Below are 24,001 nucleotides of genomic sequence, written 5' to 3' on the forward strand. Positions count from 1 at the left end.
GTTTACGATGGGCAGATGGCCGAGTGGCTAAAGGCGACAGACTGTAAATCTGTTCTCTCACGAGTACGGAGGTTCGAATCCTTCTCTGCCCACGAAAGTTCTTTATATCGATGAGATTTTTAGCAGCGGGAGTAGCTCATTTGGTAGAGCGATAGCCTTCCAAGCTATAGGTGGCGAGTTCGAGCCTCGTCTCCCGCTCTTGATTGAGTCATTCCGCACTGACTTCAATGACTCAAAAAGCCGTTGTAGCTCAGTGGCAGAGCACTTCCTTGGTAAGGAAGAGGTCAAGGGTTCAATTCCCTTTAACGGCTCATCCTTCGGCAGGTTCAGAATGACAACTGAAAGTGCTGAATAGAAAACAGAAAGTACAAGAGTGCGACGCAACGGAAGCTTAATAGTAGCCCTGTTGCATGGCACATTATTTATAAAAACAACTTTTAAAACCGATAACAATGTCAAAAGAGACCTTTAAGAGGGACAAACCCCACGTTAACGTTGGTACCATTGGCCATATCGACCACGGTAAAACAACACTTACTGCTGCCATCACAACCATTCTTGCAAAGAGCGGTTTGGCAACAGCTAAAAAGTATGATGAAATTGATGCTGCACCTGAAGAAAAGGAACGTGGTATCACGATTAATACGGCCCACGTGGAGTATCAGACGAAGAACCGTCACTATGCTCACGTTGACTGTCCTGGTCACGCTGACTATGTAAAGAATATGATCACTGGTGCTGCACAAATGGACGGAGCAATCCTCGTTGTGGCTGCTACTGATGGTCCAATGCCTCAAACAAAAGAGCACATCCTGCTGGCACGCCAGGTTGGTGTACCCCGCATGGTTGTGTTTATGAATAAAGTTGACCTGGTTGACGATCCAGAATTATTGGAACTTGTAGAAATGGAGATCCGTGAGCTATTGACTTTCTATGGTTTTGACGGTACGAATACGCCGATCATTAAAGGTTCTGCAACTGGTGCGTTGGCTGGTGAAGAAAAATGGTTGGCTGCTATCGATGAACTGATGGCTGCAGTTGATACTTATATTCCGCTGCCTCCTCGTCCGGTTGATCAGCCGTTCCTGATGTCAGTTGAAGACGTATTCTCTATTACGGGTCGTGGTACTGTTGCTACTGGCCGTATTGAAAGAGGTCGTGTAAAAACTGGTGAACCTGTTGAGATCGTTGGTTTGATCGAAAAACCATTGACTTCAACTGTAACAGGTGTGGAAATGTTCCGTAAGATCCTTGATGAAGGTGAAGCTGGTGATAACGCTGGTTTGCTACTTCGCGGTATTGAGAAAACTCAGATCCGTCGTGGTATGGTTATCGTTAAGCCTGGTTCTATTACTCCGCACACTGATTTCAAATGCGAAGTATACGTACTTAGCAAAGAAGAAGGTGGACGTCACACTCCTTTCTTCCAGAAATATCGTCCTCAGTTCTATTTCAGAACTACAGACGTAACAGGTGAGGTAGAATTACCAGCAGGTACCGAAATGGTTATGCCTGGTGATAACTGTACATTGACTGTAAAACTGATTCAGCCGATTGCGATGGAAAAAGGTCTGAAATTTGCGATCCGTGAAGGTGGTCGTACAGTAGGTGCTGGTCAGGTGACTGAGATTTTAAAATAATCTTTATATCTTTGATACTTCAAAAGTCATTGGTCCAAAGGAATTTCCGAACGGCCGGTGACTTTTGATTCTTACGGGCATGGTGCAACGGTAGCATACGGGTCTCCAAAACCTTTGATCTGGGTTCGAATCCTAGTGCCCGTGCTGATTAATTTTTTTTTGAAAAGGAAAATAACATGAACAAAATTTCAACTTATTTTAAAGAGAGCTACAAAGAGCTGATGGAAAAAGTAACCTGGCCTACATGGAGCCAGTTACAACAATCTACAATGATTGTATTGGGAGCAACATTAGTTATTACTGCTATTGTGTGGATAATGGATTTTGCTTCTGGTGGTGTACTGAAATTTCTCTACAACCAATTATTTAAAAGCTAATGGAAACTACAGCAAATACAACACCTGTGCAGCAGGAGGAGACGAAGTGGTATGTGCTTCGTGTAGTGAGTGGTAAAGAACGTAAGGTGAAAGAATACCTTGATAAGGAGATAAGCCGCAGTAATTGGAATACAGTGGTAAAACAAGTTTTTTTACCGGTAGAAAAAGTATACAAAGTTGCTAATGGCAAAAAGGTAGTGAGAGAAAGAAACTATTACCCGGGTTATGTAATGGTGGAAATTCAGGAAGGAAAACTTTCTGATGATCTGCGTGACCTGATTAAGAATACAAACAGCGTTATTCATTTTCTTGGAAAAGAAAATCCTATTGCATTACGTAAAGCAGAGGTAAATAAGATGCTGGGTAAAATGGATGAGATGGCTGAAGTTGGTGGTGTAAGTATGAGTGAGCCATTTATCGTTGGCGAAACTATCAAGATCATAGAAGGACCTTTCAATGACTTTAATGGTACGATTGAAGAAGTGAATGACGAGAAGAAAAAATTGAAAGTAACAGTAAAGATATTTGGCCGTTCTACACCTGTAGAACTTAACTACATGCAAGTAGAAAAGATTAGCTAAGGTTGGTTTTCAACTGATTGAGTCCCGTCCCGATAGCTATCGGGACGGGACTTTTTTATTTCGGCTAAGACAAGAAATAGTTGCTTAAAATCTTCTGAAATACACTGCACACACCTATCTTTGCCGCCCAAATAAGTTCTTGGATATTCGCATTTGCGAGTTGACGAATTTGGAAGACTGAGTATCCGCCGCGGCGGAGAAAAGTCGTTATCACCAATAAATCAAAAAAGAAATGGCAAAAGAAATCACTGGCTATGTAAAGCTACAGTGCAAGGGTGGCCAGGCCAATCCTGCACCTCCGATCGGTCCGGCTTTGGGTTCCAAGGGTATTAATATCATGGAATTCTGTAAGCAGTTCAATGCAAGAACACAGGACAAAATGGGAAAAGTTATCCCTGTATTAATCACCGTTTATACTGACAAGAGTTTTGACTTTGTATTAAAAACTCCTCCCGCAGCTGTTCAGCTGATGGAAGCCGCAAAAATTCAGAAAGGTTCCAAAGAAAGCAACCGTGCAAAAGTTGGTAAAGTATCATGGGATCAGGTAAAAGCTATTGCTGAAGATAAAATGCCTGACCTGAACTGCTTTTCTATAGAAAGCGCCATGAAAATGGTTGCCGGTACTGCACGCAGCATGGGCCTGAATGTGGATGGTAAAGCTCCATGGGAAAATTAATTGATTACAGTTAAAACGAATTACAATGGCATTCATCAGTAAAAAAAGAAAAGTTGCAAATACAAAAGTAGACGGCAACAAATCATATTCATTAAAAGAAGCATCTGCATTAGTAAAACAAATTACTACCTGCAAATTTGATGCTTCAGTTGATCTTCATATCCGTTTGGGTGTGGATCCTAAAAAAGCTGACCAGGCGATCCGTGGTACAGTATCATTACCACACGGTACTGGTAAAACAAAAAAAGTATTAGTGCTTTGTCCTCCCGATAAAGAAGCAGAAGCTAAAGCAGCCGGCGCTGATTTCGTTGGGTTGGATGAGTATGTAACAAAGATCGAAGGCGGATGGGTTGACGTTGATGTTATCATCGCTACACCATCAGTAATGCCTAAGATCGGTAAACTGGGTAAAGTATTAGGCCCCCGTAACCTGATGCCGAATCCTAAGACTGGTACTGTTACTAACGATGTTGCAAATGCGATCAATGATGTAAAGGGCGGTAAGATTGCTTTCAAGGTTGATAAAGTTGGTATCATCCATGCTTCTATCGGCCGTGTAAGTTTTACACCTGAAAAAATTGAAGCAAACAGCCATGAGTTACTGAACGCAATCATCAAAGCAAAACCATCATCTGCAAAAGGCACATACCTGAAAGGTATCAGCATGGCCAGCAGCATGAGCCCAGGTATTGTAATTGATACAAAAGGATTCGTTCATTAAACCCCCAAACCCCCTAAAGGGGGCTTTTGAAGAAACAATTAATTCGAAAAGTCAAAACATAATAAAATGACTAAAGAACAAAAAAATGAAGTGATAGAAGTGTTGAAAGGAAAATTTTCCCAGTATAACAATTTCTATATTGCCGATACAGAATCATTGACAGTTGCACAAGTGGTAAAACTGCGTCGTGTTTGTTTTAATAAGCATGTAGAAATGAAAGTGGCTAAGAATACGCTTATTAAAAAAGCATTGGAATCCCTGGACAGCGAAAAATATGCAGGTATGTATGATTCATTGCATAAAGTAACTGCGTTGATGTTTTCTGAAAATCCGAAAGAACCAGCTCTTATCATCAGTGCTTTTCGTAAAGAAAGCAATACTGAAAAGCCTGTATTGAAAGCTGCATTCATCAATGGTGATGTGTATATGGGTAATGATCAGTTAGTAGCCTTAACGAAGATCAAAACGAAGAATGAACTGATCGGAGAAGTGATCGGCTTGTTGCAATCACCAGCGAAGAGAGTGCTAGCTGCGTTATTGCAGAATGCTGAGAAGAAAGCAACAGAAGCTGCTCCGGCAGAATAATTAGTGAATTAGCAGATGTGCGGATCAGCACATTGGCAATTATAAATAAACAATTTTTTTAATCAACCGTCGGATCCGTCCCGATAGCTATCGGGAGTGGAAGAGAAGACGGGAAAAATTTAAATCAAATGGCAGACGTAAAAGCATTAGCTGAAAATTTAGTAAGCTTAACAGTAAAAGAAGTTCAGGAATTAGCTGATTTCTTAAAATCAGAATATGGTATCGAGCCAGCTGCAGCTGCAGTAGTAGTTTCTGCTGGTGGCGAAGGTGGTGGCGCAGCCGCTGTTGAAGAAAAAACTGCATTCAATGTAGTATTGAAAAGCGGTGGTGCTTCTAAACTGAACGTAGTTAAGATCGTAAAAGATCTGACTGGTTTAGGACTGAAAGAAGCAAAAGAAATGGTAGACGGTGCACCTAAGAACATAAAAGAAGGCATTTCTAAAGCAGAAGCTGAAGATATCGTCAACAGGCTGAAAGAAGCAGGTGCCGATGTTGAGATCGCTTAATCTGATAGCTATCGGATCTTCACTGATAATTAATTCAAAGCCTTTCCCTAGCGGAGAGGCTTTTTTATTTCAAAGCATGCCCTATAAATTTTCCCGTTGGGAAAAAACTTACCCTGTCATTCAGGAGTCATTGGTTGGACAGTAAAAATGTTGATGTTACAAAACCCTTCCTATATAAAGGTTTTTTATTTTCTATTGCCCAAAGCCTAAAGGGATGATATTTAATTGATGTTTAATCAGGGTACGTCTTTTGCAACATTCCCTTTATGCGTATCATATTTACAATATTAATCCTGCTACCAACTGTGTTATTTGGACAAACCAATTTTGCAAAGCAATTGGATGACTTAGTAAAGGATTCAACAAATTATTTTAAGAGCTTTAAAAGTAATTTCAAAGAAAGAAGATTCACAGAAGCTTCCCCTGATTCGATCTTTTATACAAGTGGTTCATTGGACGGCACCTCTAATAATGAGTTGCTGATCTCGGCTGGTGAATCGATCTATATGGCAGATGTAGCAGATTCATTAAATGAAAATGATGGTAAAGCAATTGTTGATGAATGGCGGGATAAAATAAATTTTCTGCTTGGTAGCGGTTTTATAATAGAAGATGTAAAAACAATAGAAGATCATCCTTCCAAATACGGATGGAACTTTACAAAAGGAAATCTCACAATTAATATTGGCCTGTTCCCACATAAAAAGAATGCAAATCTCAACTGGATAGGATTGGCTGTTTCTGTCTTTGAAGATGAAGAAACAGGACTGGCTACTAAAAATGATTAAACGAGTCAGAAGGGTGCAATTTTCTTTACTAGTTTTTCAAGTTTTATCAATCTTTTTTCTAGTTCTTGTATCCTTTGCTGTAACGCATTACTTATTTCGTTTACATCGCCTTCATCTTCCACTAAACTAAGCTTCTCGGATTCTAATGTGGAATATCTGGTTATTTTCTTTGGCTTAACATGGTGCTTTGATTGATCAGTAAATAATAAATCATCTATTGACATTTCAAACAACTTGGCTATTTTAATCAAATCATCAAATCCAGGCACACTTCGCCCATTTTCATAATTGCTCCAGGTTGAAACGCTAAATCCTTCAATTTCAGACTGCTTCCAGCCTTTGGATTTTCTTAAGACCTCGCAGTTTTTAGCAAAAAGTGTATTCATTTTGAAAATGTGAATAAATTGTAATTACAAATAATATGTATTTACAATTTATTTTAATTAGTATTGTATTACAATATAATTTTTTTAAACCATTTTCTTAACCTCAAAACTTAAAGTATGAAAACAAAAATCAATTCAAATGCATTATTTGTTATTGGATGTCTCTTCTTCACATTAAGTTGTAAAAAGGAATCAAACATCGAAAAACCTCCTGGTAACCTAACTACTTTAAATGAAAAAGTAAAGTCGTGGTATGATAACCAAAATTCAAGTCTTGCAAAAAAAAGAAATGAATATCTTTTATGGAAAGAAACTCGACAAATTGAATCGGGAATTAATATCACGCCGATCAAAATCGGAGATATCGAGATAGGCGATAATAACAAGGTTTATAAAATTCTATTAACCAAGGAAAATGAAAAAGGTGATATAATTTCAGGAAGCTATATCTATTATGTTCCAAATGGGAATAGCCAAAATCTTCAAATACAGGAAATGAATTTGCTAGTTGCTTCAAAAACATCAACTCAAAATAAATTTTCAGGAGCAGTTTTAAAATACGAAATAAATTATAAATTAATTGAAGCAAAAACCTATTATAATGGGCAGATTGAATATGACCAAGTAAAGTTGATATCAAAGAGCGATGGCAAATCAAATGAGATTTCTTCTTTTGCAGAAATTCCTTGTGGTGTATGTATTGATTGGTATCTCCAAACATATGATATAGATACAGGTGAAATTTTAAGTGAAATATATTTATTTACTGAGTGTGGTCATAATGGTTGTGAAGGCGGAGGAGGTGGTGGAAATGGAGGTAGTGTGCCGCAATCTGTTTATAATGGGTTAATGACTCTTGTAAACAGTATTGTTGTATCAAATGAAACAAAAAGCATAACAACTTTAAGCGAAACTCCAGAACAAAAAATAAAAAAATTGGAATGGAAACTCCTCAAAGGAATTGGATGGTATATTTATAGTTGGGAAAAAGGAACTCAAGTTAAAGTTGCTAGTCAAGACCGAAGTACGCAATGGCAATGGCATTCTATAACTCATGAAGGTTCCGCTAAAGTAGGAGTAATAGTCGGGGGTTCTGTATCACATAATATTACCTATTGGAATGCAATCCTTGGACTTTATAATGCCATAGTTGATGTTCAACTCTCTGTTACCTGCTCGGTGGGATGGAGAGGATCACCTATAAGCTATGATCTTACCTATTCCTGTCAGAAAAATTTTAATGTTAATGAATCATATGAATAATTCATTTAATTGCCTTAAAAATTTAGCCAGGGTAACAATAGCATTTACCCTGGCCATTATTCTTTTAAATTGCTCTTTCAGAAATAAAGATCGAATCAAAGATTCAAATCGTTTTTTATTGATTTTAAATTTTCCAGTCGTTCAGCTTGATGGTAAATTGTTAAATTTAACAGACAGTATTTTTATTACCTTCGATCGTACAACAATTATATATCAACTTCCCTCACATCACAGTATTGAGGATGATGAAAAAATATTGTTTCAAGAATTGAGATATTCTGGATTTGTATTTAATAGGGATGATAAATTTGGGTATTTTTTTAATTCAATAAATGATTCAATTGGGAAAAAAACATCTGTAGATTCAATTTTGAAAATAAAGGCTTTTGGCTTTTTGGATATATATGATGTTATTAAGGAGAGTAAATTAGAGTCATCATATACTAACCCCCAAAACCATACTTTAACCCAAGTCTATTCATCAAAAAAAATCGTGGATGAATCATACAACGATACTAGCTATTTATATTTTAATAAAAGAAATCCATTAATTGATTTACCTTTTTCTAAAAAAATAGATAGTGTTATGAATCTTAGTTTGTTTAAAGCTAGATTTTTATTCAACGAAAGATATTCAGAGTTGTACAAAATCAAAGTGCCAAAAAGAGATATAACAATTGATCTTATTAAAATGAAGAATGAAATATCATCGGAGGCAAAATCTTTTTTGCACTTATTTAAATCGAAGATCAAGAAAAATGAATTGAATTAAAAACGCTTCAAATCTTAATTAGAAGAACTATTTAATGACAAGATAAGCCTCAATCTTCCTATAAATTTCCTCCGTCACCGCCATCACTTTCTTCACATCTTCCACTTTGGAAAATAATCCATGTTCATTTCTATAAGCAACAATAGGATTAGCTACTCTGTATTTGATATAGGGATGTGCTTTTACTTCCTCCACCAAAGAACCAGCTCATTAGCGGCAGTATCTATGAATAGCAGATACATCTCTATTCTAATTAGCTACATTTTACAGCAATTCTTTTGCAGTTCGCCGGCATAAAATTTTAAACGACAAAATGGGATTGCATCTTTGATCTATCAAATTAAAAAAATAAAAAGCAAAAAAACAAAACAATGAAACAGATGAAATTTATAACAGCTGCTTTAATAATAATTGCCGCTGTTTCCTGCTCCAAATCAAAAAATGAATTGCCACAACCACAGCAGCAATCGGTAGAAAAAAAATTGATAGCAGCAAGTACTATTTATGCAAATGATCCTACGGAAACCATGGAACTAACCTATGATGCACAGGGAAGATTATCTAACTATAAGGATGATGAGCATACATACTTTTTTTCTTACGATGCCGGTTCTAAACTGAATGTAATAAGGAAGAAGCTGTCAGATGGTCAGCCTGACCAACTTATCGAATGTGATCTAAACGAAAAAGGTGCTATCACCAAAATGGTTTATAAGAAAGCAGATAATACGATTACTTACACATACGAATATTTTTATGACGCCAATGGATATATGATAAAGCAAAAAGGACAAGGTACTGGTTACTTAATGGAGGAGGAATATGTGATCGTGAATGGCAACCCGGTTTCTTCAAAGTTGTCTTATGACGGTGTATTTAATTCTAAACGGGAGTATCATTACGATGAAAAAATTCTCAACAAAGCCCCGCAAGGCACTTCAAACATGTGGCCGTCGGACAAATTATTCGGTAAGACGGTAAAAAATATTATGATTGCGTCTAAAACTTTTGATACTAACAATATAGTAACATGGGATGTTAAGTTTACTTATAAGTTTGATGCTGATAATTATCCTGTTAAACAAACAACTGACTATGTTTTGCAAGGTGAAACTAATGTGACTACGTATACTTATCAATAAATCTCTTTCTTCTTAAAAATTCAAGGCTGCCTGGGCAGCCTTTTACAGTTTATTTATTTTTTTGTCCACCGGGGTCTTCGCCTTGAACGACTTCAAACAAAATGAATGATGAGGCGAGACACCGGAGTGATTATAGAGTAAGATAAGGCTGAATCTTTTTATAAATCTCCTCCGTTACCACCATCACTTTCTTCACATCTTCCACTTTAGAAAATAATCCATGTTCATTTCTATAAGCAACAATAGGATTTGCTAAACTGTATTTGATATAAGGATGTGCTTTCAGTTCATCAACAGTTGCAGTATTGATATTAATTTTCTTCACTGACGGGTTATCTAATTTCAAATACTGTTTTATTTTTTGATAAGTTGAATCAGGCAAACCAAAAGTTTCTTTCACTTGTTCAACAGAATAAAATCCTCCGAGTTTGTCTCTGAAGTTTACAATTCTTGCAGCCAACTTGCTTCCAATTCCTGGCAAAGAAATGAATGCTGTTGTGTCAGCAGCATTCACATCAATAACAGAATACCCTGGCGTATATCTTTTAATCCCTGGTTTTTCACTAGCCGCAGTCGTATATGTTTCATTGACCTTATTTTCAGAAGAAGATTCAATTCTGATATAAGGCTCCAGTCTTTCAAATTCATCTTTATGTAATCCATAAACTCTTTGCAGGTCTTCAGGTTTTCTGAACTTCCCGCCTTTGCTTAAATAATTCTGAATCGTCTGGATTGTTTTATTTCTTAATCCCAAACGCTTCCATTCTGCAGCAGAAATTTTATTTGGGTCAAAATAGAAAAGCTCACCTTTTAGTTGCGAATTATTTGAATAACTTTTTTTTGATCTGTCATACTGGTAGGCATAATCATTATCATCCTTAGTTTGATCATCCTGGTAAAAAGAATCAGGCTGTTTTAATTCCAGCCTTTTCACGGTATTTATCCAGGCAGTGTCTGCTTTATCTGGGGCATAAGACCCTGTTCTTGACAAAATTGATGGGGCCATCAAAACTGCTATCATCACTCCGATAATTATAATGACAGCAATTCTTTCCCGCCGGGTAAAATTCAGGTAGTCCTTTACAAATTGCTTCCAGCCCATATCTTCCCGTTTTCATCCAAGGTAAGTTTTAGGGAAAAGCCAGAAAATACCCGCTTAGTAGTAATTTAGGCCGCATTTTTGTTGTCAAACTTTTCTTGGTCAGAAACTTATAACCCTTACCTTTGCAGTCCTTATTTTTTGCGCAAAACACATTGGGGTACAAATTCATTATTAAATAGCTGATTAACATAGGCTTTTATTCTTATAAATAAATGCCTGTGAGTCATTTGTATCCCCTGAACATTTAAAAAACCGGTTTTACAATTATGTCTTCAACAAAATTGAACCACAGGATTGATTTCGGCAAGATCAAACACCTCGCAGACGCCCCCGATTTGCTTGAGGTACAGATTCAATCTTTTAAAGAGTTTTTCCAGTTAGAAACAACACCCGATAAAAGGAATATCGAGGGCTTATTCCGAGTGTTTAAGGATAATTTTCCTATCACTGATACCCGGAACATTTTCGTATTAGAGTTCCTGGATTATTTTATCGACCCACCCCGTTACACGATCGAGGAGTGTATGGAACGTGGTTTAACCTATGCCGTTCCCCTCAAAGCCAAACTCCGTTTGAGCTGTAATGATGAGGAACACGTAGACTTTCAAACCATCGTCCAGGACGTGTTTTTAGGGAACATTCCTTACATGACACCCCGCGGTACGTTTGTTATCAACGGTGCTGAACGTGTAGTTGTTTCTCAGCTTCACCGTTCACCTGGTGTATTCTTCGGTCAGTCTATTCACCCCAATGGAACAAAGATCTACTCTGCAAGAGTAATTCCTTTCAAAGGTGCGTGGATGGAGTTTGCAACCGATATCAACAACGTGATGTACGCATACATCGATCGTAAGAAAAAGTTCCCCGTAACTACGCTTCTTCGCTCCATCGGTTATGAAACTGACAAAGACATTCTCGAATTATTCGGAATGGCTGACGAGGTTAAAACCGATAAGAAGACTTTAGCTAAATATGCAGGCAGAAGATTAGCTGCCCGTGTACTCAGAAGCTGGGTAGAAGATTTCGTAGATGAAGATACTGGTGAGGTTGTTTCTATCGAAAGAAATGAAGTAGTCCTTGAAAGAGATTCCATTCTTGATGATGAAGCAATTGATATGATTGCAGAAATGGATGTGAAGAGTATTTTTATTCAGCGTGAAGATGTAGGTGGTGATTATGCAATTATCTACAACACATTAAATAAAGATACTTCGAACAGTGAGCTGGAAGCGGTTCAGTATATCTATCGCCAATTGCGTGGTGCTGATGCCCCGGATAATGAAACTGCTCGTGGTATCATCGATAAATTATTCTTTAGTGATAAGCGTTACGATCTAGGAGAAGTTGGCCGTTATAAAATTAACCGCAAACTGAACCTGGATGCGCCATTAGTACAAAAGACATTAACAAAAGAAGATATCATTCTTATCATCAAATATCTTGTACGCCTTACAAATGGTAAAGCGGAGATAGATGATATTGATCACCTGAGCAACCGCCGTGTTCGCACAGTGGGTGAGCAGTTATATGCTCAGTTCGGTGTGGGTCTGGCACGTATGGCTCGTACTATACGTGAAAGAATGAACGTAAGAGATAACGAGGTATTTACACCAGTTGATTTGATCAATGCAAGAACACTTTCTTCTGTTATCAATTCATTCTTTGGTACATCGCAGTTATCTCAGTTCCTTGATCAGACAAACCCGTTAAGTGAGATCACTCACAAACGTCGTATTTCAGCACTCGGACCCGGTGGTTTGAGTCGTGAAAGAGCTGGCTTCGAGGTTCGTGACGTACACTACTCACACTATGGTCGTTTGTGTACAATTGAAACTCCGGAAGGTCCAAACATTGGTTTGATCTCTACACTTTGCGTACATGCGAAGATCAATGATATGGGATTCATTGAAACTCCTTACCGTAAGGTGAACGAAGGAAAAGTGGATATGAAAAAACTTTCTTTCCTGAGTGCAGAAGAGGAAGACCTGAAGAAGATCGCACAGGCTAACTCACCGTTAGATGAGAAAGGAGAATTTAAAGAAGAGAAAATCACTTCACGTCAAACTGGTGATTTCCCGATACTGGATAAAAATGAAGTGGAATTTATGGACGTAGCTCCGAACCAGATCGTTGGTTTGAGTGCTTCACTCATTCCGTTCCTTGAACATGACGATGCCAACCGTGCATTGATGGGATCAAACATGCAACGCCAGGCTGTTCCGCTTATCCGTCCTGATGTACCAGTTGTTGGTACAGGATTGGAAGGAAAGGCTGCTCGTGATGCAAGGATCCAGATCCATGCTGATGGTAATGGTATTGTTGAGTTTGTGGATGCAAACGAAATTCATGTTCGTTATGAGAGAGATGAAACGGACAGACTCGTAAGCTTTGAAGATGACTTAAGAGTTTACAGGCTTACCAAGTTTATCAAAACAAACCAGGAAACAAGTATCAACCTGAAGCCGGCTGTAAAGAAAGGTCAGCATGTAAAGAAAAGTGATTTCTTAACTGAAGGATATGCTACTCAAAATGGTGAACTCGCATTGGGTAAAAACCTGAAAGTGGCATTCATGCCATGGAAGGGTTACAACTTCGAGGATGCGATCGTAATTAGTGAAAGAGTAGTGAAAGAAGATATGTTTACTTCTGTACACATTTCTGAATATGAACTGGAAGTTCGTGATACAAAACTCGGTGAAGAAGAATTGACACCGGATATTCCAAACGTATCTGAAGAAGCAACAAAAGACCTGGATGAAAATGGTATTATCAGGGTTGGTGCACAGGTAAAAGAAGGTGATATCTTAATTGGTAAGATCACTCCGAAAGGAGAAAGTGATCCGACACCTGAAGAGAAACTGTTGCGTGCCATCTTTGGTGATAAAGCAGGTGATGCAAAAGATGCTTCGCTGAAAGCGCCGAATGGTGTGGAAGGTGTTGTTATCGGAAAGAAATTATTCCAGAGAGCTAAGAAAGATAAGAATAGTAAAGTAAGAGAGAAAGCCGCCTTGGAGAAACTGGAAAAAATGCACGAAGCAAATACCAAGAACGTAATGGATTTGCTGCAGGAAAAATTGGGTGCATTATTAAGAAACCATGTTTCAAATAGCGTAAGCAACAACTTTGGTGAAGTGCTGATTGGAAAAGGTGCCAAGTTCACACAGAAGAACCTGGCTGAAATCGACTATTCAACTGTTAATCCATTAGGATGGACGGCTGATAAGAAAACAGATGATCAGATCAATACGCTGTTACACAACTATAGTATTAAATACAACGAAGAACTAGGCCGTTACAAGAGAGAGAAATTTAATATCTCTATCGGTGATGAGTTGCCTGCAGGTGTATTGAAACTTGCAAAAGTTTATCTCGCAGTAAAACGTAAGTTGAAAGTGGGAGATAAAATGGCTGGTCGTCACGGTAACAAAGGTATTGTCGCTAAGATCGTTCGCCAGGAAGATATGCCGTTCCTTGAAGACGGAACACCTGTAGATGTTGTACTGAATCCATTGGGTGTACCAAGCCGTATGAACCTCGGACAGATCTATGAAACTGTTCTTGGATGGACTGCACAAAGACTGGGAGTGAAATTTGCAACGCCAATCTTTGATGGTGCTTCAGTTGATGAAATTGCTGATTACTGTAAGCAAGCTGATATTCCAATGTACGGCCACACTTACTTGTATGATGGTGAAACGGGAGATCGTTTCCACCAGAAAGCAACGGTGGGTGTTATCTATGTCATCAAACTTCACCACATGGTGGATGATAAAATGCATGCCCGTTCGATCGGACCTTACAGCTTGATTACTCAACAGCCGTTGGGTGGTAAAGCTCAGTTCGGTGGTCAGCGTTTTGGTGAGATGGAGGTTTGGGCATTGGAAGCATATGGTGCATCAAACATCCTGCAGGAATTGCTTACTATTAAATCTGATGATATCATCGGTCGTGCAAAAACTTACGAATCAATTGTGAAAGGTGATAATGTACCAAGAGCAGGTGTGCCTGAATCATTCAATGTATTGGTGCATGAGTTGAGAGGATTGGGATTGGATCTTAAGTTCGAGTAATGGTGAGTAGAGAATAAAACGTATCCCGCCAAGGCGGGACTGGTAACAAAAACAAAAAACTTCAAACCATAAAGTAATATGGCAATCAGAAAAGAAAATCGTCCGAAAGCTGCGTTTTCACAAATAACAATCGGACTTGCTTCGCCGGATACAATTCTTGAAAGAAGTTATGGCGAGGTGTTGAAACCTGAAACCATTAACTATCGTACTTACAAACCTGAACGTGATGGTTTGTTTTGCGAAAGGATTTTCGGACCGGTAAAAGATTATGAATGTGCCTGCGGAAAGTATAAGCGTATCCGCTACAAAGGCATTGTTTGTGATCGTTGCGGTGTGGAAGTAACCGAAAAGAAAGTTCGTCGTGAAAGAATGGGCCACATCAAATTGGTGGTGCCTGTTGTACATATTTGGTATTTTAAATCACTGCCGAATAAGATCGGTTACCTGTTGGGTGTAAGCTCTAAAAAATTAGAGACCATAATTTATTACGAAAGATTTGTAGTAATACAAACAGGTCTGCGTGCAGATAAAGGTCAGAGTGTTGGTGATTTGCTGACGGAAGAAGAATACCTCGATATTCTTGAAACATTACCAAAAGATAACCAGTACCTGCCTGATGATGATCCGAACAAGTTCATCGCAAAGATGGGTGCTGAAGCGGTACATGATATGTTACAGCGTATCGACCTCGATCAGTTATCTTTTGATCTGCGTAATGCGGCTGCAAACGAAACTTCACAGCAACGTAAGGCAGATGCATTGAAGCGTTTGAGTGTTGTTGAGGCTTTCCGTGATGCAAATACAAGGATCAATAACCGTCCGGAGTGGATGGTTATGCAATACATTCCTGTTATTCCGCCTGAACTTCGTCCGTTAGTTCCGTTGGATGGTGGTCGTTTTGCATCATCTGATCTGAATGATTTATACCGTCGTGTTATTATCCGTAATAACCGTTTGAAAAGATTATTAGAGATCAAAGCACCTGAAGTTATCCTTCGTAACGAGAAGCGTATGCTGCAGGAAGCTATTGACTCTTTATTTGATAACTCAAGAAAATCAAATGCCGTTAAAGCTGAAGGCGGCCGTGCATTGAAATCTTTGAGTGATGTATTGAAAGGTAAACAAGGACGTTTCCGTCAGAACCTGTTAGGTAAACGTGTTGACTATTCTGGTCGTTCGGTTATCGTAGTTGGTCCTGAATTGAAATTGCATGAGTGCGGTTTGCCAAAAGATATGGCTGCTGAATTGTTCAAGCCATTTATCATCCGCAAACTGATTGAGAGAGGTATTGTAAAAACAGTAAAGAGTGCAAGAAAATTAGTTGATAAAAAAGAAGCAGTGGTTTGGGATATTTTGGAGAACATTTTAAGAGGCCACCCGATCATGCTTAACCGTGCCCCGACACTTCACCGTTTATCAATCCAGGCTTTCCAGCCAAAATTGATCGAAGGTAAAGCGATACAATTGCACCCATTAGTGTGTGCGGCGTTCAACGCCGACTTTGATGGTGACCAGATGGCCGTTCACGTTCCATTAAGTCACGCAGCAGTATTGGAAGCACAGTTATTGATGCTTGCATCACATAACATTTTGAACCCACAGAATGGTACGCCTATCACACTTCCTTCACAGGACATGGTGTTGGGTTTGTATTATATCACAAAAGGCAGAAAGACCATACCGGAATTAAAAGTTCGCGGAGAAGGAATGATATTCTACAGTGCGGAAGAAGTTATCATTGCTTACAACGAAGGTATCGTTGACTTGCATGCTCATATAAAAGTAAAAGCAAACATCCGTAATGAAGATGGTCTGCTTGTTCATAAGCTGATCGAAACAACTGTAGGTCGTGTAATATTTAACCAACACGTACCTGCAGAAGTAGGGTTTGTAAATGCATTATTGACTAAAAAGAATCTTCGTGAGATCATTGGTGATATTATTAAAATTACCAACGTTCCAAAAACAGCGAAGTTCCTTGATGATATTAAGACACTTGGTTTCCGCACAGCCTTCCAGGGTGGTTTGTCATTTAATATTAATGACCTTATCATTCCTGATGTAAAAGAAGAAATGCTGGACAATGCGAAAGTAGAAGTTGAAGAAGTATGGGATAACTATAATATGGGTCTTATTACAAACAACGAACGCTATAACCAGATCGTTGACATTTGGAGCCGTGTTGATACCCGTATTACAGAATCACTCATCCGTGAGTTGAGCAGTGATAAGCAGGGCTTCAATTCAGTATTTATGATGTTGGATTCAGGTGCCCGTGGTAGTAAGCAGCAGATCAAACAGCTTGCTGGTATCAGGGGTTTGATGGCTAAGCCAAGAAAATCAGGGTCAACAGGAAGTGAGATCATCGAGAATCCGATCCTTTCCAACTTTAAAGGTGGATTGAACGTATTAGATTATTTCATTTCTACACACGGTGCCCGTAAAGGTCTTGCCGATACAGCGTTGAAAACGGCGGATGCCGGTTACTTGACCCGTCGTCTTGTTGACGTAGCACAGGATGTGGTTATCACTGAAGAAGATTGCGGAACACTCCGTGGCATCAATACAAGTGCATTAAAAGATAATGAGGATGTAATTGAACCATTGAGTGACAGGATCGCTGGCCGTACTTCATTGCATAATGTTTATAACCCGCTGAATGATGAATTGATCATTGAAGCAGGTGATGAAATAACTGCAGACCTGTCGAGGAAGATTGAAGATGCAGGAATTGAGTTTGTTGAGATCCGTTCAGTATTGACATGCGAAAGCAAACGTGGTTGTTGCGTGAAGTGTTATGGTAAAAACCTGGCAACAGGTTACCTTGCACAAAAAGGTGATGCAGTTGGTATCATTGCTGCACAGTCAATTGGTGAGCCGGGTACACAGCTTACACTCCGTACCTTCCACGTAGGTGGTGTTGCGGGTTCTGCATCAGTTGAATCTACATTACCTGCAAAATTCGACGGTACTATTCAATTTGATGGTTTACGTACAGTAACTACAATGAATAGTGAGGGAGAAAAAGCCCAGGTAGTTATTGGTCGTACAGGTGAAGTAAGGATCATTGATACAAAGAATGATCGTTTGCTGATCACTAATAACATTCCTTACGGCTCTACTTTGAATGTAAAAGATGGCCAGAAAATTAATAAAGGTGAAGTTATCTGCACATGGGATCCTTACAATAACGTAATCATGGCTGAGCAGGATGGTGTGATCAAGTTTGAAAACGTTATTGAAGGTGTTACTTACCGCGAAGAAGCTGATGAACAAACAGGTCACAGAGAGAAAGTGGTAATTGAAACCCGTGATAAAACAAAAATTCCTTCAATTGTTGTAGAAGGAAAAGATAAAAAGATCTATAACCTGCCGACAGGAAGCCATATCATACCTGAAGAAGCTGAAAATGTGAAAGCAGGTAAAGTGTTGGTTAAAATTCCAAGGGTATTAGGTAAACTAAGAGATATTACCGGAGGTCTTCCAAGAGTTACCGAATTATTTGAAGCAAGAAACCCAAGCAACCCAGCCATCGTTTCTGAAATTGATGGTGTGGTTTCAATGGGTGCTATCAAACGTGGTAACAGGGAAATAATGATCGAAGCAAAAGATGGTGTTCAGAAAAAATATCTTGTTCCGTTGACACGTCAAATTCTTGCACAAGATGGAGACTTTGTAAAAGCAGGTACACCGATGAGTGATGGACAAATTGCTCCAGGCGATATTCTTGCGATCAAAGGACCATTTGCAGTACAGGAGTATGTTGTGAATGAGATACAGGAAGTTTACCGTTTGCAAGGTGTAAAGATCAATGACAAGCATATTGAGGTTATCGTTCGCCAGATGATGCGTAAAGTGATCATCGTCGATCCAGGTGATACTAAATTCCTCGAAGAGGACCTGGTTGACAAATTCGAGTTCATTAATGAGAACGATTTCATCTATGATAAAAAAGTAGTAACTGATGCAGGTGATTCAGGAAAAATGCGCCCAGGTCAGATCGTTACATTGCGTGAAGTAAGGGATGAGAATTCAGTGCTTCGTCGTAATGATAAAAAGCCGATCGAATACCGCGATGCAAAACCGGCAACATCTACTCCTTCATTGTTGGGTATCACCAAAGCTTCTCTGGGTGTGCAAAGCTGGATCTCAGCTGCATCATTCCAGGAAACAACCAAGGTGCTTTCTTCAGCTGCGATAGAAGGTAAGACAGATGAGATGCTCGGATTGAAAGAGAACGTAATCACTGGTCACCCGATCCCGGCTGGTACAGGTTTGCGTGACTTTGAAAGCATCATTGTAGGTAGTAAAGAAGAATACGAATTACTGCAGACAACAAGAGAGGCTATGGATTTTGATGATGAAGAATAATTGAATGTGCAACAGATAAAATAATCAATAAGGAGTAAGATAATAATCTTGCTCCTTTTTACTTGAAACAGCAGGTTATTGTGTAAGGCATATTGCTTTCATGTTAACTGTTTCCTAAAGTACCTGAATCATTATATTTGCGGCCGGGTTCATGTTTAATTTGCAAAAAAAGATTGAATGAAAAATGGAATGCTGATTTGGAATATTCTCTTAACTGCGGTGGCGGGAATTTTGCTGTTTTTGTATTTTGGTAATAATAACAAGAGTAACACTCCAAAGACTGCCGCTGCTGATACAGCGAGTAAAGTAAGTTCCACCCGCATTGCCTATATCAATATGGATTCAGTAGAAGAAAATTATTCATATGCCCGGGAGATTTTGGATGAAGTCCGGAAATCAGAACAGGACAATAATTTTAAACTGCAGAAAATGAGTGATGATTACAGCAAGAAACTGCAGGGCTATGTACAACAGGATCAAAGTGCCGGGCTTACACAGCTTAGTGAAGCACATCAGCTTGATCTGCGGGAAACAGAAAAAAGAATCAGTGATCAGAAGCAGCAGCTTGAACAGGAGTATGTGAAGAGAGTATCACAACTTGAATTGACCCTGCGTAATAAAATAAAAACCTATTTGAAGGAATATAATAGTGACAGGAGGTATGCTTATATCATGTCACTTGAGGACAGGGTTTTTTATTATGTCGATACGGTTTATGATATTACAGTTGATGTAATAAAAGGATTGAACCTGCAGCATAAAAGCAAAAAAGAGTAACGGATAAATTTATTTTTGAAAGTCCTCTCATACCGGGAGGACTTTTTATTTGCGGCTACTTGAAATGAAAGGATTTACTTATCTTGACTTTTAAACCAACCCTTATGGCGGAACAGCAAACTTCTTTTAAACAATCACTCGGCTTGATGGATGCAACAATGATCGTTGCAGGCTCAATGATTGGCTCAGGTATTTTTATCGTAAGCTCAGATATCACCCGGTATGTAGGCAGTGCTGGCTGGCTCGTTGCCGTTTGGGCTATTACAGGTTTTATGACCATTACAGCAGCCGTAAGCTATGGAGAACTCAGCGGGATGTATCCAAAAGCTGGGGGCCAGTATGTTTATTTGAAAGAGGCGTTTAATCCGCTGGCAGGTTTTTTATATGGCTGGAGTTTTTTTGCAGTAATACAAACTGCTACCATTGCGGCAGTAGGTGTTGCGTTTAGTCGCTTTACTGCTTACCTGATACCTGCTGTAGGAGAAAACAATATTTTATTAGAGTTAGGCTCTTTTCATATATCTGCCGCACAGTTGCTCGCAATTGCATTGATATTATTTCTAACCTGGACGAACTCAAAAGGAATACAGGGTGGAAAGATCATACAAACGACTTTTACCTCGGCAAAACTCATTTCACTTTTTGGATTAATCATTCTCGGATTCTTATTGGCAAAACATAGTTTCTGGAGTGAAAACTGGGAAACAGGATTCAATGCAGTAAAACTTGAACAGGATGCGACCGGTGGATTTATTAAAGATGGAAGCTGGTCTTCTATTGGCGGGCCGGCATTAATGGGAGCTATCGCTGCAGCCATGGTAGGTTCTATTTTCAGTAGTGATGCATGGAACAATGTAACCTTCATTGCAGGTGAAATAAAAAATCCAAAGAAGAATATCGGGCTGGCTTTATTTTTTGGAACTCTCATCGTAACCGTTATTTATGTTTCAGCCAATTTAATGTACCTGCATGTACTTCCTTTAACAGGTGCTGATAGCATTGCTTACCCCGAAGGAGATAGGGTAGCGGTTGCTGCCTCCAATCAGATTTTCGGTGAAGCAGGGGCAATGATCATTGCAGTTATGATCATGATCTCAACTTTTGGATGTAACAATGGATTAATATTGGCTGGCGGCCGGGTATATTACACAATGGCCAATGATGGATTGTTTTTCAAAAAAACCGCTGAGCTGAATAAAAATGCAGTGCCTGAATATGCGATGTGGGCACAGGCAATCGTTGCTTCTTTGCTTTGCCTCAGCGGAAAATATGGCGACCTGCTGGATATGGTTTCATTTGTCGTTGTATTATTTTATGCACTCACGATCTTAGGTATTTTTGTTTTAAGAAAGAAAAGACCTGATATTGAAAGGCCCTACAAAGCATTTGGTTACCCGGTATTGCCGGCTATTTATATTGTTATGGCATTAACTTTCTGTTATTTCCTGATAACGATGAAGCCTAAGTATGCGGGCATCGGGCTGGGAATAGTTTTACTGGGCATACCTCTTTATTACCTGGCTGTTTCCCGTAAAAAATAATTACGGACATTTGCAGTATGGCAACTGATATTAAAAAACTATTTGAATCTTTTTCTTCAATCAAGGTTGGTGTGATCGGGGATGTGATGCTTGATACGTATATGTGGGGTAAAGTAGAACGCATTTCACCCGAAGCTCCCGTTCCTGTTGTTTCATTACACAAAAAAGAATATCGCATTGGTGGTGCAGGTAATGTGGCGTTGAATTGTAAGTCGCTGGGAGCACAGGTTTATGCAATCTCAGTAACGGGAAACGACAGTGATGGTATGCTGCTCGAAGAATTGTTTAATGAGCATATGATCGACACAACATGCATGGTAAAAAGCAACAGTCGTATTACAACTAATAAAACCCGTGTTATCAGCCGCAACCAGCAGATGATGCGGCTGGATAGTGAAATGACAAAGGATATTACTGACGAAGAAGAGATCAAATTATTGCAGAAGGTGCAGGATTTTATTGCTAAAACAGATCCGGATATTATCATTTTTGAAGATTATAATAAAGGGGTGCTGACTGAGTATGTGATCGAGAATGTAATTCAGCTTTGCGTTGAAGCCGGGGTAATGACAGCCGTTGACCCTAAGCGAAAGAATTTTTTCAGCTACCAAAACGTAACACTTTTTAAACCCAACCTGAAAGAAGTAAAAGAAGCCTTGAATATTATTTCTGATGCATCGGATGAAGCGGCCCTTTGCCAGGTGCATGATGAATTAAAACAACATTTGTCACACGAAATTTCTTTTATCACCTTATCAGAGAAAGGTGTTTTCATACAGCAGAATGGTTTTCATAAAATTATTCCTTCGCATATCCGTAATATTTCAGATGTATCCGGCGCCGGTGATACAGTGATCGCTACAGCTTCCTTAGTATATGCATCTACTCAAAACACTCACCTGATGGCGGAAGTTGCGAATATAGCAGGTGGCTTAGTGTGTGAAGAAGTAGGCACAGTAGCCATTGATAAAGAGAAACTGATGCATGAATGTGAAATGCTGTTATCTTAAACGGACAGACTGCGAGTTAATCAGGCTTCTTCCTTTTCTTCATTTTTCAATACGCTCATTTGTTTATTGAGTATCCCGTCATAATCTACAAATACTTCAAAGAAGATTTTAATGCAGGCAAAGAGGATGATAAATACTGTGCCTGCACCAAAACTTAAGAACATGCTGCCCACAATAACTGCGAACTGTTGAATGAATATCCGGATATAAGGCTGAAACATCAGGTGCATTAGCGATACTGTTCTGTACTGACCTGAAAGAATAAAGTTGTAGATCATGCTAAAACCATAACTAATAATAAAGCCTGCCAGCATGTAATAAGCGTCTTTACTTAATAGCTGGGGCCATTTATAAAAAAAGCTGAATACATTTATTCCACCATCCGGCATGAGCCCGGAAACGCCAAAGAATATTCCCATCTGGATAGCCACAAACAATCCATAATGAATCAAAAAGAAAAATATAAAGAATAATCCGTGTTGCTGTGTACGGCTCGGCCCATTATACCATGTATCGGTCTTCCTCACGGAAGTCACGATTCCCATTTTTATAATATTGAAAATACCAATGATGATCGTCTCGAGGCAATACACGAGAAAAACTTCTTTTGCACTCCATCTTTCAAACAAAACACCATAAACGGGAATCAAATTGGCAGCAATGATGAAATAATCTGATCGGGTGAGTTGTTTCTTTATCAGGCTTACAGTGGCTGGCATAAATGAATTATTTTCGCTTTCAACAGATATAAGGTTGAAGATATGGGAAAAATCAGTTTGGTAATACATGGCGGAGCCGGAACAATTCTGAAAACGAATATGACGCTTGAAAAGGAGAGCCAGTACAAGCAGGCGTTGCAGGATGCATTGGATGTGGGGTATAAGATTCTTGAGAATAACGGAACTGCAATGGATGCAGTAAAAGCAGCTGTTGTATCATTAGAGGATTGTATTCTCTTCAATGCGGGCCGGGGCTCTGTATTTACACATAAAGGCACACATGAAATGGATGCTTCCATTATGAATGGAAAAACATTACAGGCAGGTGCAGTAGCCGGTGTAAAAAATATCCGCAACCCGGTTTTACTGGCTGATTGTATTATCAAAAACAGTGAACATATTCTTTTATGTGGCGAAGGAGCAGAGGAATTTGCCAAACAATATAACATACAAACAGAACCCGACGAATATTTTTTTAGCCAGTTTCGTTATGATCAGTTAAAGCATGCACAGGAATCAGAAACGGTTGTGCTGGATCATTTCAGCCCCAATGAGAAAAAGTTTGGAACAGTTGGCGCTGTTGCCTGTGATGCAGAAGGAAATATTGCAGCAGCAACAAGTACCGGCGGTATGACCAATAAAAAATTTGGAAGGGTAGGAGATACGCCGATTATTGGTAGCGGTACTTATGCCAATAATAAAACCTGCGCCATAAGTTGCACCGGGCATGGGGAACCTTTTATGCAGACAGTAACTGCTTACGATGTAAGTTGCCTGATGGAATACAAAGGCTTTTCGTTGCAGCTGGCAATGGAAGAAGTTACACTTAAAAAATTAGTTGTCATCAATGGAGAAGGGGGAATGATTGGTGTGGATGCAAAAGGAAATGCTGCAATGGTTTTTAATAGTGATGGAATGTATAGAGGTATGAAATGTAGTGATGGATTGAATGAAGTTTCGATTTACAAATAATT

21 protein-coding genes and 4 tRNA genes are annotated in these 24,001 nt (G+C 39.1%); 21 read left to right on the plus strand and 4 right to left on the minus strand.

Annotation, left to right across the window (positions count from 1 at the left end; genetic code table 11):
- The first annotated feature begins 9 nt into the window (after positions 1-9).
- From E6H07_10185 to E6H07_10240, 12 genes are all read left to right on the plus strand, one after another.
- A tRNA-Tyr gene (locus E6H07_10185) sits at positions 10-95 on the plus strand.
- Positions 96-125: 30 nt separating this feature from the next.
- Positions 126-198 (plus strand) — tRNA-Gly (locus tag E6H07_10190).
- Positions 199-239: 41 nt separating this feature from the next.
- Positions 240-311 (plus strand) — tRNA-Thr (locus tag E6H07_10195).
- A gap of 141 nt (positions 312-452) precedes the next feature.
- On the plus strand, positions 453-1,640 hold the full coding sequence (tuf, locus tag E6H07_10200; GenBank protein ID TMI66242.1) for an elongation factor Tu: 1,188 nt from the start codon (positions 453-455) through the stop codon (positions 1,638-1,640).
- Positions 1,641-1,713: 73 nt separating this feature from the next.
- A tRNA-Trp gene (locus E6H07_10205) sits at positions 1,714-1,784 on the plus strand.
- 32 nt (positions 1,785-1,816) lie between these two features.
- Positions 1,817-2,017, plus strand: coding sequence for a preprotein translocase subunit SecE (gene secE, locus E6H07_10210; GenBank protein ID TMI66243.1), 201 nt, complete (start codon positions 1,817-1,819; stop codon positions 2,015-2,017).
- Positions 2,017-2,598, plus strand: a complete 582-nt coding sequence (gene nusG / locus E6H07_10215) for a transcription termination/antitermination factor NusG (protein ID TMI66244.1) — start codon at positions 2,017-2,019, stop codon at positions 2,596-2,598. Before secE ends, nusG begins: the two co-directional genes overlap by 1 nt.
- Before the next feature lie 232 nt (positions 2,599-2,830).
- Positions 2,831-3,274: a 50S ribosomal protein L11 gene (rplK, locus tag E6H07_10220; GenBank protein TMI66245.1), complete on the plus strand. Its 444-nt coding sequence runs from the start codon at positions 2,831-2,833 to the stop codon at positions 3,272-3,274.
- Positions 3,275-3,299: 25 nt separating this feature from the next.
- Complete coding sequence (locus tag E6H07_10225) at positions 3,300-3,995, plus strand: 50S ribosomal protein L1 (GenBank protein ID TMI66246.1); 696 nt, start codon at positions 3,300-3,302, stop codon at positions 3,993-3,995.
- A 66-nt stretch (positions 3,996-4,061) separates the two neighbouring features.
- Positions 4,062-4,580 carry a 50S ribosomal protein L10 gene (locus E6H07_10230; protein TMI66247.1) on the plus strand — a complete coding sequence of 173 codons (519 nt, stop codon included), beginning with the start codon at positions 4,062-4,064 and terminating at the stop codon, positions 4,578-4,580.
- Positions 4,581-4,708: 128 nt separating this feature from the next.
- Complete coding sequence (locus tag E6H07_10235; protein TMI66248.1) at positions 4,709-5,086, plus strand: 50S ribosomal protein L7/L12; 378 nt, start codon at positions 4,709-4,711, stop codon at positions 5,084-5,086.
- A gap of 266 nt (positions 5,087-5,352) precedes the next feature.
- Entirely contained in the window at positions 5,353-5,874 is a 522-nt protein-coding gene (locus E6H07_10240) for a hypothetical protein (GenBank protein ID TMI66249.1), read from the plus strand.
- 5 nt (positions 5,875-5,879) lie between these two features.
- Here E6H07_10240 and E6H07_10245 read toward each other — a convergent pair whose 3' ends face one another.
- Positions 5,880-6,260, minus strand: a complete 381-nt coding sequence (locus E6H07_10245; GenBank protein TMI66250.1) for a helix-turn-helix transcriptional regulator — start codon at positions 6,258-6,260, stop codon at positions 5,880-5,882.
- A gap of 117 nt (positions 6,261-6,377) precedes the next feature.
- On the opposite strand from E6H07_10245, the gene E6H07_10250 reads away from it, so the two are divergent.
- Both E6H07_10250 and E6H07_10255 read left to right on the plus strand, forming a co-directional pair.
- Positions 6,378-7,523 carry a hypothetical protein gene (locus tag E6H07_10250; GenBank protein ID TMI66251.1) on the plus strand — a complete coding sequence of 382 codons (1,146 nt, stop codon included), beginning with the start codon at positions 6,378-6,380 and terminating at the stop codon, positions 7,521-7,523.
- Entirely contained in the window at positions 7,516-8,295 is a 780-nt protein-coding gene (locus E6H07_10255) for a hypothetical protein (protein TMI66252.1), read from the plus strand. The genes E6H07_10250 and E6H07_10255 overlap by 8 nt, the downstream gene beginning before the upstream one ends.
- Positions 8,296-8,322: 27 nt before the next feature.
- Here the strand turns inward: E6H07_10255 and E6H07_10260 are convergent, their stop codons facing one another.
- Positions 8,323-8,493, minus strand: a complete 171-nt coding sequence (locus E6H07_10260; GenBank protein ID TMI66253.1) for a helix-hairpin-helix domain-containing protein — start codon at positions 8,491-8,493, stop codon at positions 8,323-8,325.
- A gap of 173 nt (positions 8,494-8,666) precedes the next feature.
- Here E6H07_10260 and E6H07_10265 point away from each other — a divergent pair, with 173 nt between their 5' ends.
- Positions 8,667-9,437 carry a DUF4595 domain-containing protein gene (locus tag E6H07_10265; protein ID TMI66254.1) on the plus strand — a complete coding sequence of 257 codons (771 nt, stop codon included), beginning with the start codon at positions 8,667-8,669 and terminating at the stop codon, positions 9,435-9,437.
- Between the two features lie 130 nt (positions 9,438-9,567).
- Here E6H07_10265 and E6H07_10270 read toward each other — a convergent pair whose 3' ends face one another.
- Entirely contained in the window at positions 9,568-10,539 is a 972-nt protein-coding gene (locus tag E6H07_10270; GenBank protein TMI66255.1) for a helix-hairpin-helix domain-containing protein, read from the minus strand.
- Positions 10,540-10,805: 266 nt separating this feature from the next.
- On the opposite strand from E6H07_10270, the gene rpoB reads away from it, so the two are divergent.
- From rpoB to E6H07_10295, 5 genes are all read left to right on the plus strand, one after another.
- Positions 10,806-14,609: a DNA-directed RNA polymerase subunit beta gene (gene rpoB / locus E6H07_10275; GenBank protein ID TMI66256.1), complete on the plus strand. Its 3,804-nt coding sequence runs from the start codon at positions 10,806-10,808 to the stop codon at positions 14,607-14,609.
- A 78-nt stretch (positions 14,610-14,687) separates the two neighbouring features.
- Positions 14,688-18,980, plus strand: a complete 4,293-nt coding sequence (gene rpoC, locus E6H07_10280) for a DNA-directed RNA polymerase subunit beta' (protein ID TMI66257.1) — start codon at positions 14,688-14,690, stop codon at positions 18,978-18,980.
- 177 nt (positions 18,981-19,157) lie between these two features.
- Complete coding sequence (locus tag E6H07_10285) at positions 19,158-19,757, plus strand: OmpH family outer membrane protein (protein TMI66258.1); 600 nt, start codon at positions 19,158-19,160, stop codon at positions 19,755-19,757.
- A gap of 104 nt (positions 19,758-19,861) precedes the next feature.
- Entirely contained in the window at positions 19,862-21,298 is a 1,437-nt protein-coding gene (locus E6H07_10290) for an amino acid permease (GenBank protein TMI66259.1), read from the plus strand.
- A 17-nt stretch (positions 21,299-21,315) separates the two neighbouring features.
- The gene (locus E6H07_10295; protein TMI66260.1) at positions 21,316-22,308 is read left to right on the plus strand and encodes a carbohydrate kinase; all 993 of its coding nucleotides are present in this window, start codon (positions 21,316-21,318) and stop codon (positions 22,306-22,308) included.
- 20 nt (positions 22,309-22,328) lie between these two features.
- Here the strand turns inward: E6H07_10295 and E6H07_10300 are convergent, their stop codons facing one another.
- A complete protein-coding gene (locus tag E6H07_10300; GenBank protein TMI66261.1) occupies positions 22,329-23,027 on the minus strand; it encodes a hypothetical protein in 699 nt (232 codons plus the stop codon).
- A 42-nt stretch (positions 23,028-23,069) separates the two neighbouring features.
- On the opposite strand from E6H07_10300, the gene E6H07_10305 reads away from it, so the two are divergent.
- Positions 23,070-23,999, plus strand: coding sequence for an isoaspartyl peptidase/L-asparaginase (locus tag E6H07_10305; protein ID TMI66262.1), 930 nt, complete (start codon positions 23,070-23,072; stop codon positions 23,997-23,999).
- The last annotated feature ends 2 nt before the right edge of the window (positions 24,000-24,001 follow it).

The organism is Bacteroidota bacterium (assembly GCA_005882315.1).
Classification (GTDB): domain Bacteria; phylum Bacteroidota; class Bacteroidia; order Chitinophagales; family Chitinophagaceae; genus VBAR01.

What these genes read in the sequence shown, in the direction of transcription:
- E6H07_10305 (TMI66262.1), top strand. Translation starts at nt 23,070, where the DNA reads ATGGGAAAAATCAGTTTGGTAATACATGGCGGAGCCGGAACAATTCTG.
- E6H07_10250 (TMI66251.1), top strand. Translation starts at nt 6,378, where the DNA reads ATGAAAACAAAAATCAATTCAAATGCATTATTTGTTATTGGATGTCTC.
- E6H07_10295 (TMI66260.1), top strand. Translation starts at nt 21,316, where the DNA reads ATGGCAACTGATATTAAAAAACTATTTGAATCTTTTTCTTCAATCAAG.
- E6H07_10255 (TMI66252.1), top strand. Translation starts at nt 7,516, where the DNA reads ATGAATAATTCATTTAATTGCCTTAAAAATTTAGCCAGGGTAACAATA.
- tuf (TMI66242.1), top strand. Translation starts at nt 453, where the DNA reads ATGTCAAAAGAGACCTTTAAGAGGGACAAACCCCACGTTAACGTTGGT.
- E6H07_10300 (TMI66261.1), bottom strand. Translation starts at nt 23,027, where the DNA reads ATGCCAGCCACTGTAAGCCTGATAAAGAAACAACTCACCCGATCAGAT.
- E6H07_10230 (TMI66247.1), top strand. Translation starts at nt 4,062, where the DNA reads ATGACTAAAGAACAAAAAAATGAAGTGATAGAAGTGTTGAAAGGAAAA.
- secE (TMI66243.1), top strand. Translation starts at nt 1,817, where the DNA reads ATGAACAAAATTTCAACTTATTTTAAAGAGAGCTACAAAGAGCTGATG.
- E6H07_10270 (TMI66255.1), bottom strand. Translation starts at nt 10,539, where the DNA reads ATGGGCTGGAAGCAATTTGTAAAGGACTACCTGAATTTTACCCGGCGG.
- E6H07_10235 (TMI66248.1), top strand. Translation starts at nt 4,709, where the DNA reads ATGGCAGACGTAAAAGCATTAGCTGAAAATTTAGTAAGCTTAACAGTA.
- E6H07_10225 (TMI66246.1), top strand. Translation starts at nt 3,300, where the DNA reads ATGGCATTCATCAGTAAAAAAAGAAAAGTTGCAAATACAAAAGTAGAC.
- nusG (TMI66244.1), top strand. Translation starts at nt 2,017, where the DNA reads ATGGAAACTACAGCAAATACAACACCTGTGCAGCAGGAGGAGACGAAG.
- E6H07_10245 (TMI66250.1), bottom strand. Translation starts at nt 6,260, where the DNA reads ATGAATACACTTTTTGCTAAAAACTGCGAGGTCTTAAGAAAATCCAAA.
- rplK (TMI66245.1), top strand. Translation starts at nt 2,831, where the DNA reads ATGGCAAAAGAAATCACTGGCTATGTAAAGCTACAGTGCAAGGGTGGC.
- rpoB (TMI66256.1), top strand. Translation starts at nt 10,806, where the DNA reads ATGTCTTCAACAAAATTGAACCACAGGATTGATTTCGGCAAGATCAAA.
- E6H07_10240 (TMI66249.1), top strand. Translation starts at nt 5,353, where the DNA reads ATGCGTATCATATTTACAATATTAATCCTGCTACCAACTGTGTTATTT.
- E6H07_10290 (TMI66259.1), top strand. Translation starts at nt 19,862, where the DNA reads ATGGCGGAACAGCAAACTTCTTTTAAACAATCACTCGGCTTGATGGAT.
- E6H07_10265 (TMI66254.1), top strand. Translation starts at nt 8,667, where the DNA reads ATGAAACAGATGAAATTTATAACAGCTGCTTTAATAATAATTGCCGCT.
- rpoC (TMI66257.1), top strand. Translation starts at nt 14,688, where the DNA reads ATGGCAATCAGAAAAGAAAATCGTCCGAAAGCTGCGTTTTCACAAATA.
- E6H07_10285 (TMI66258.1), top strand. Translation starts at nt 19,158, where the DNA reads ATGAAAAATGGAATGCTGATTTGGAATATTCTCTTAACTGCGGTGGCG.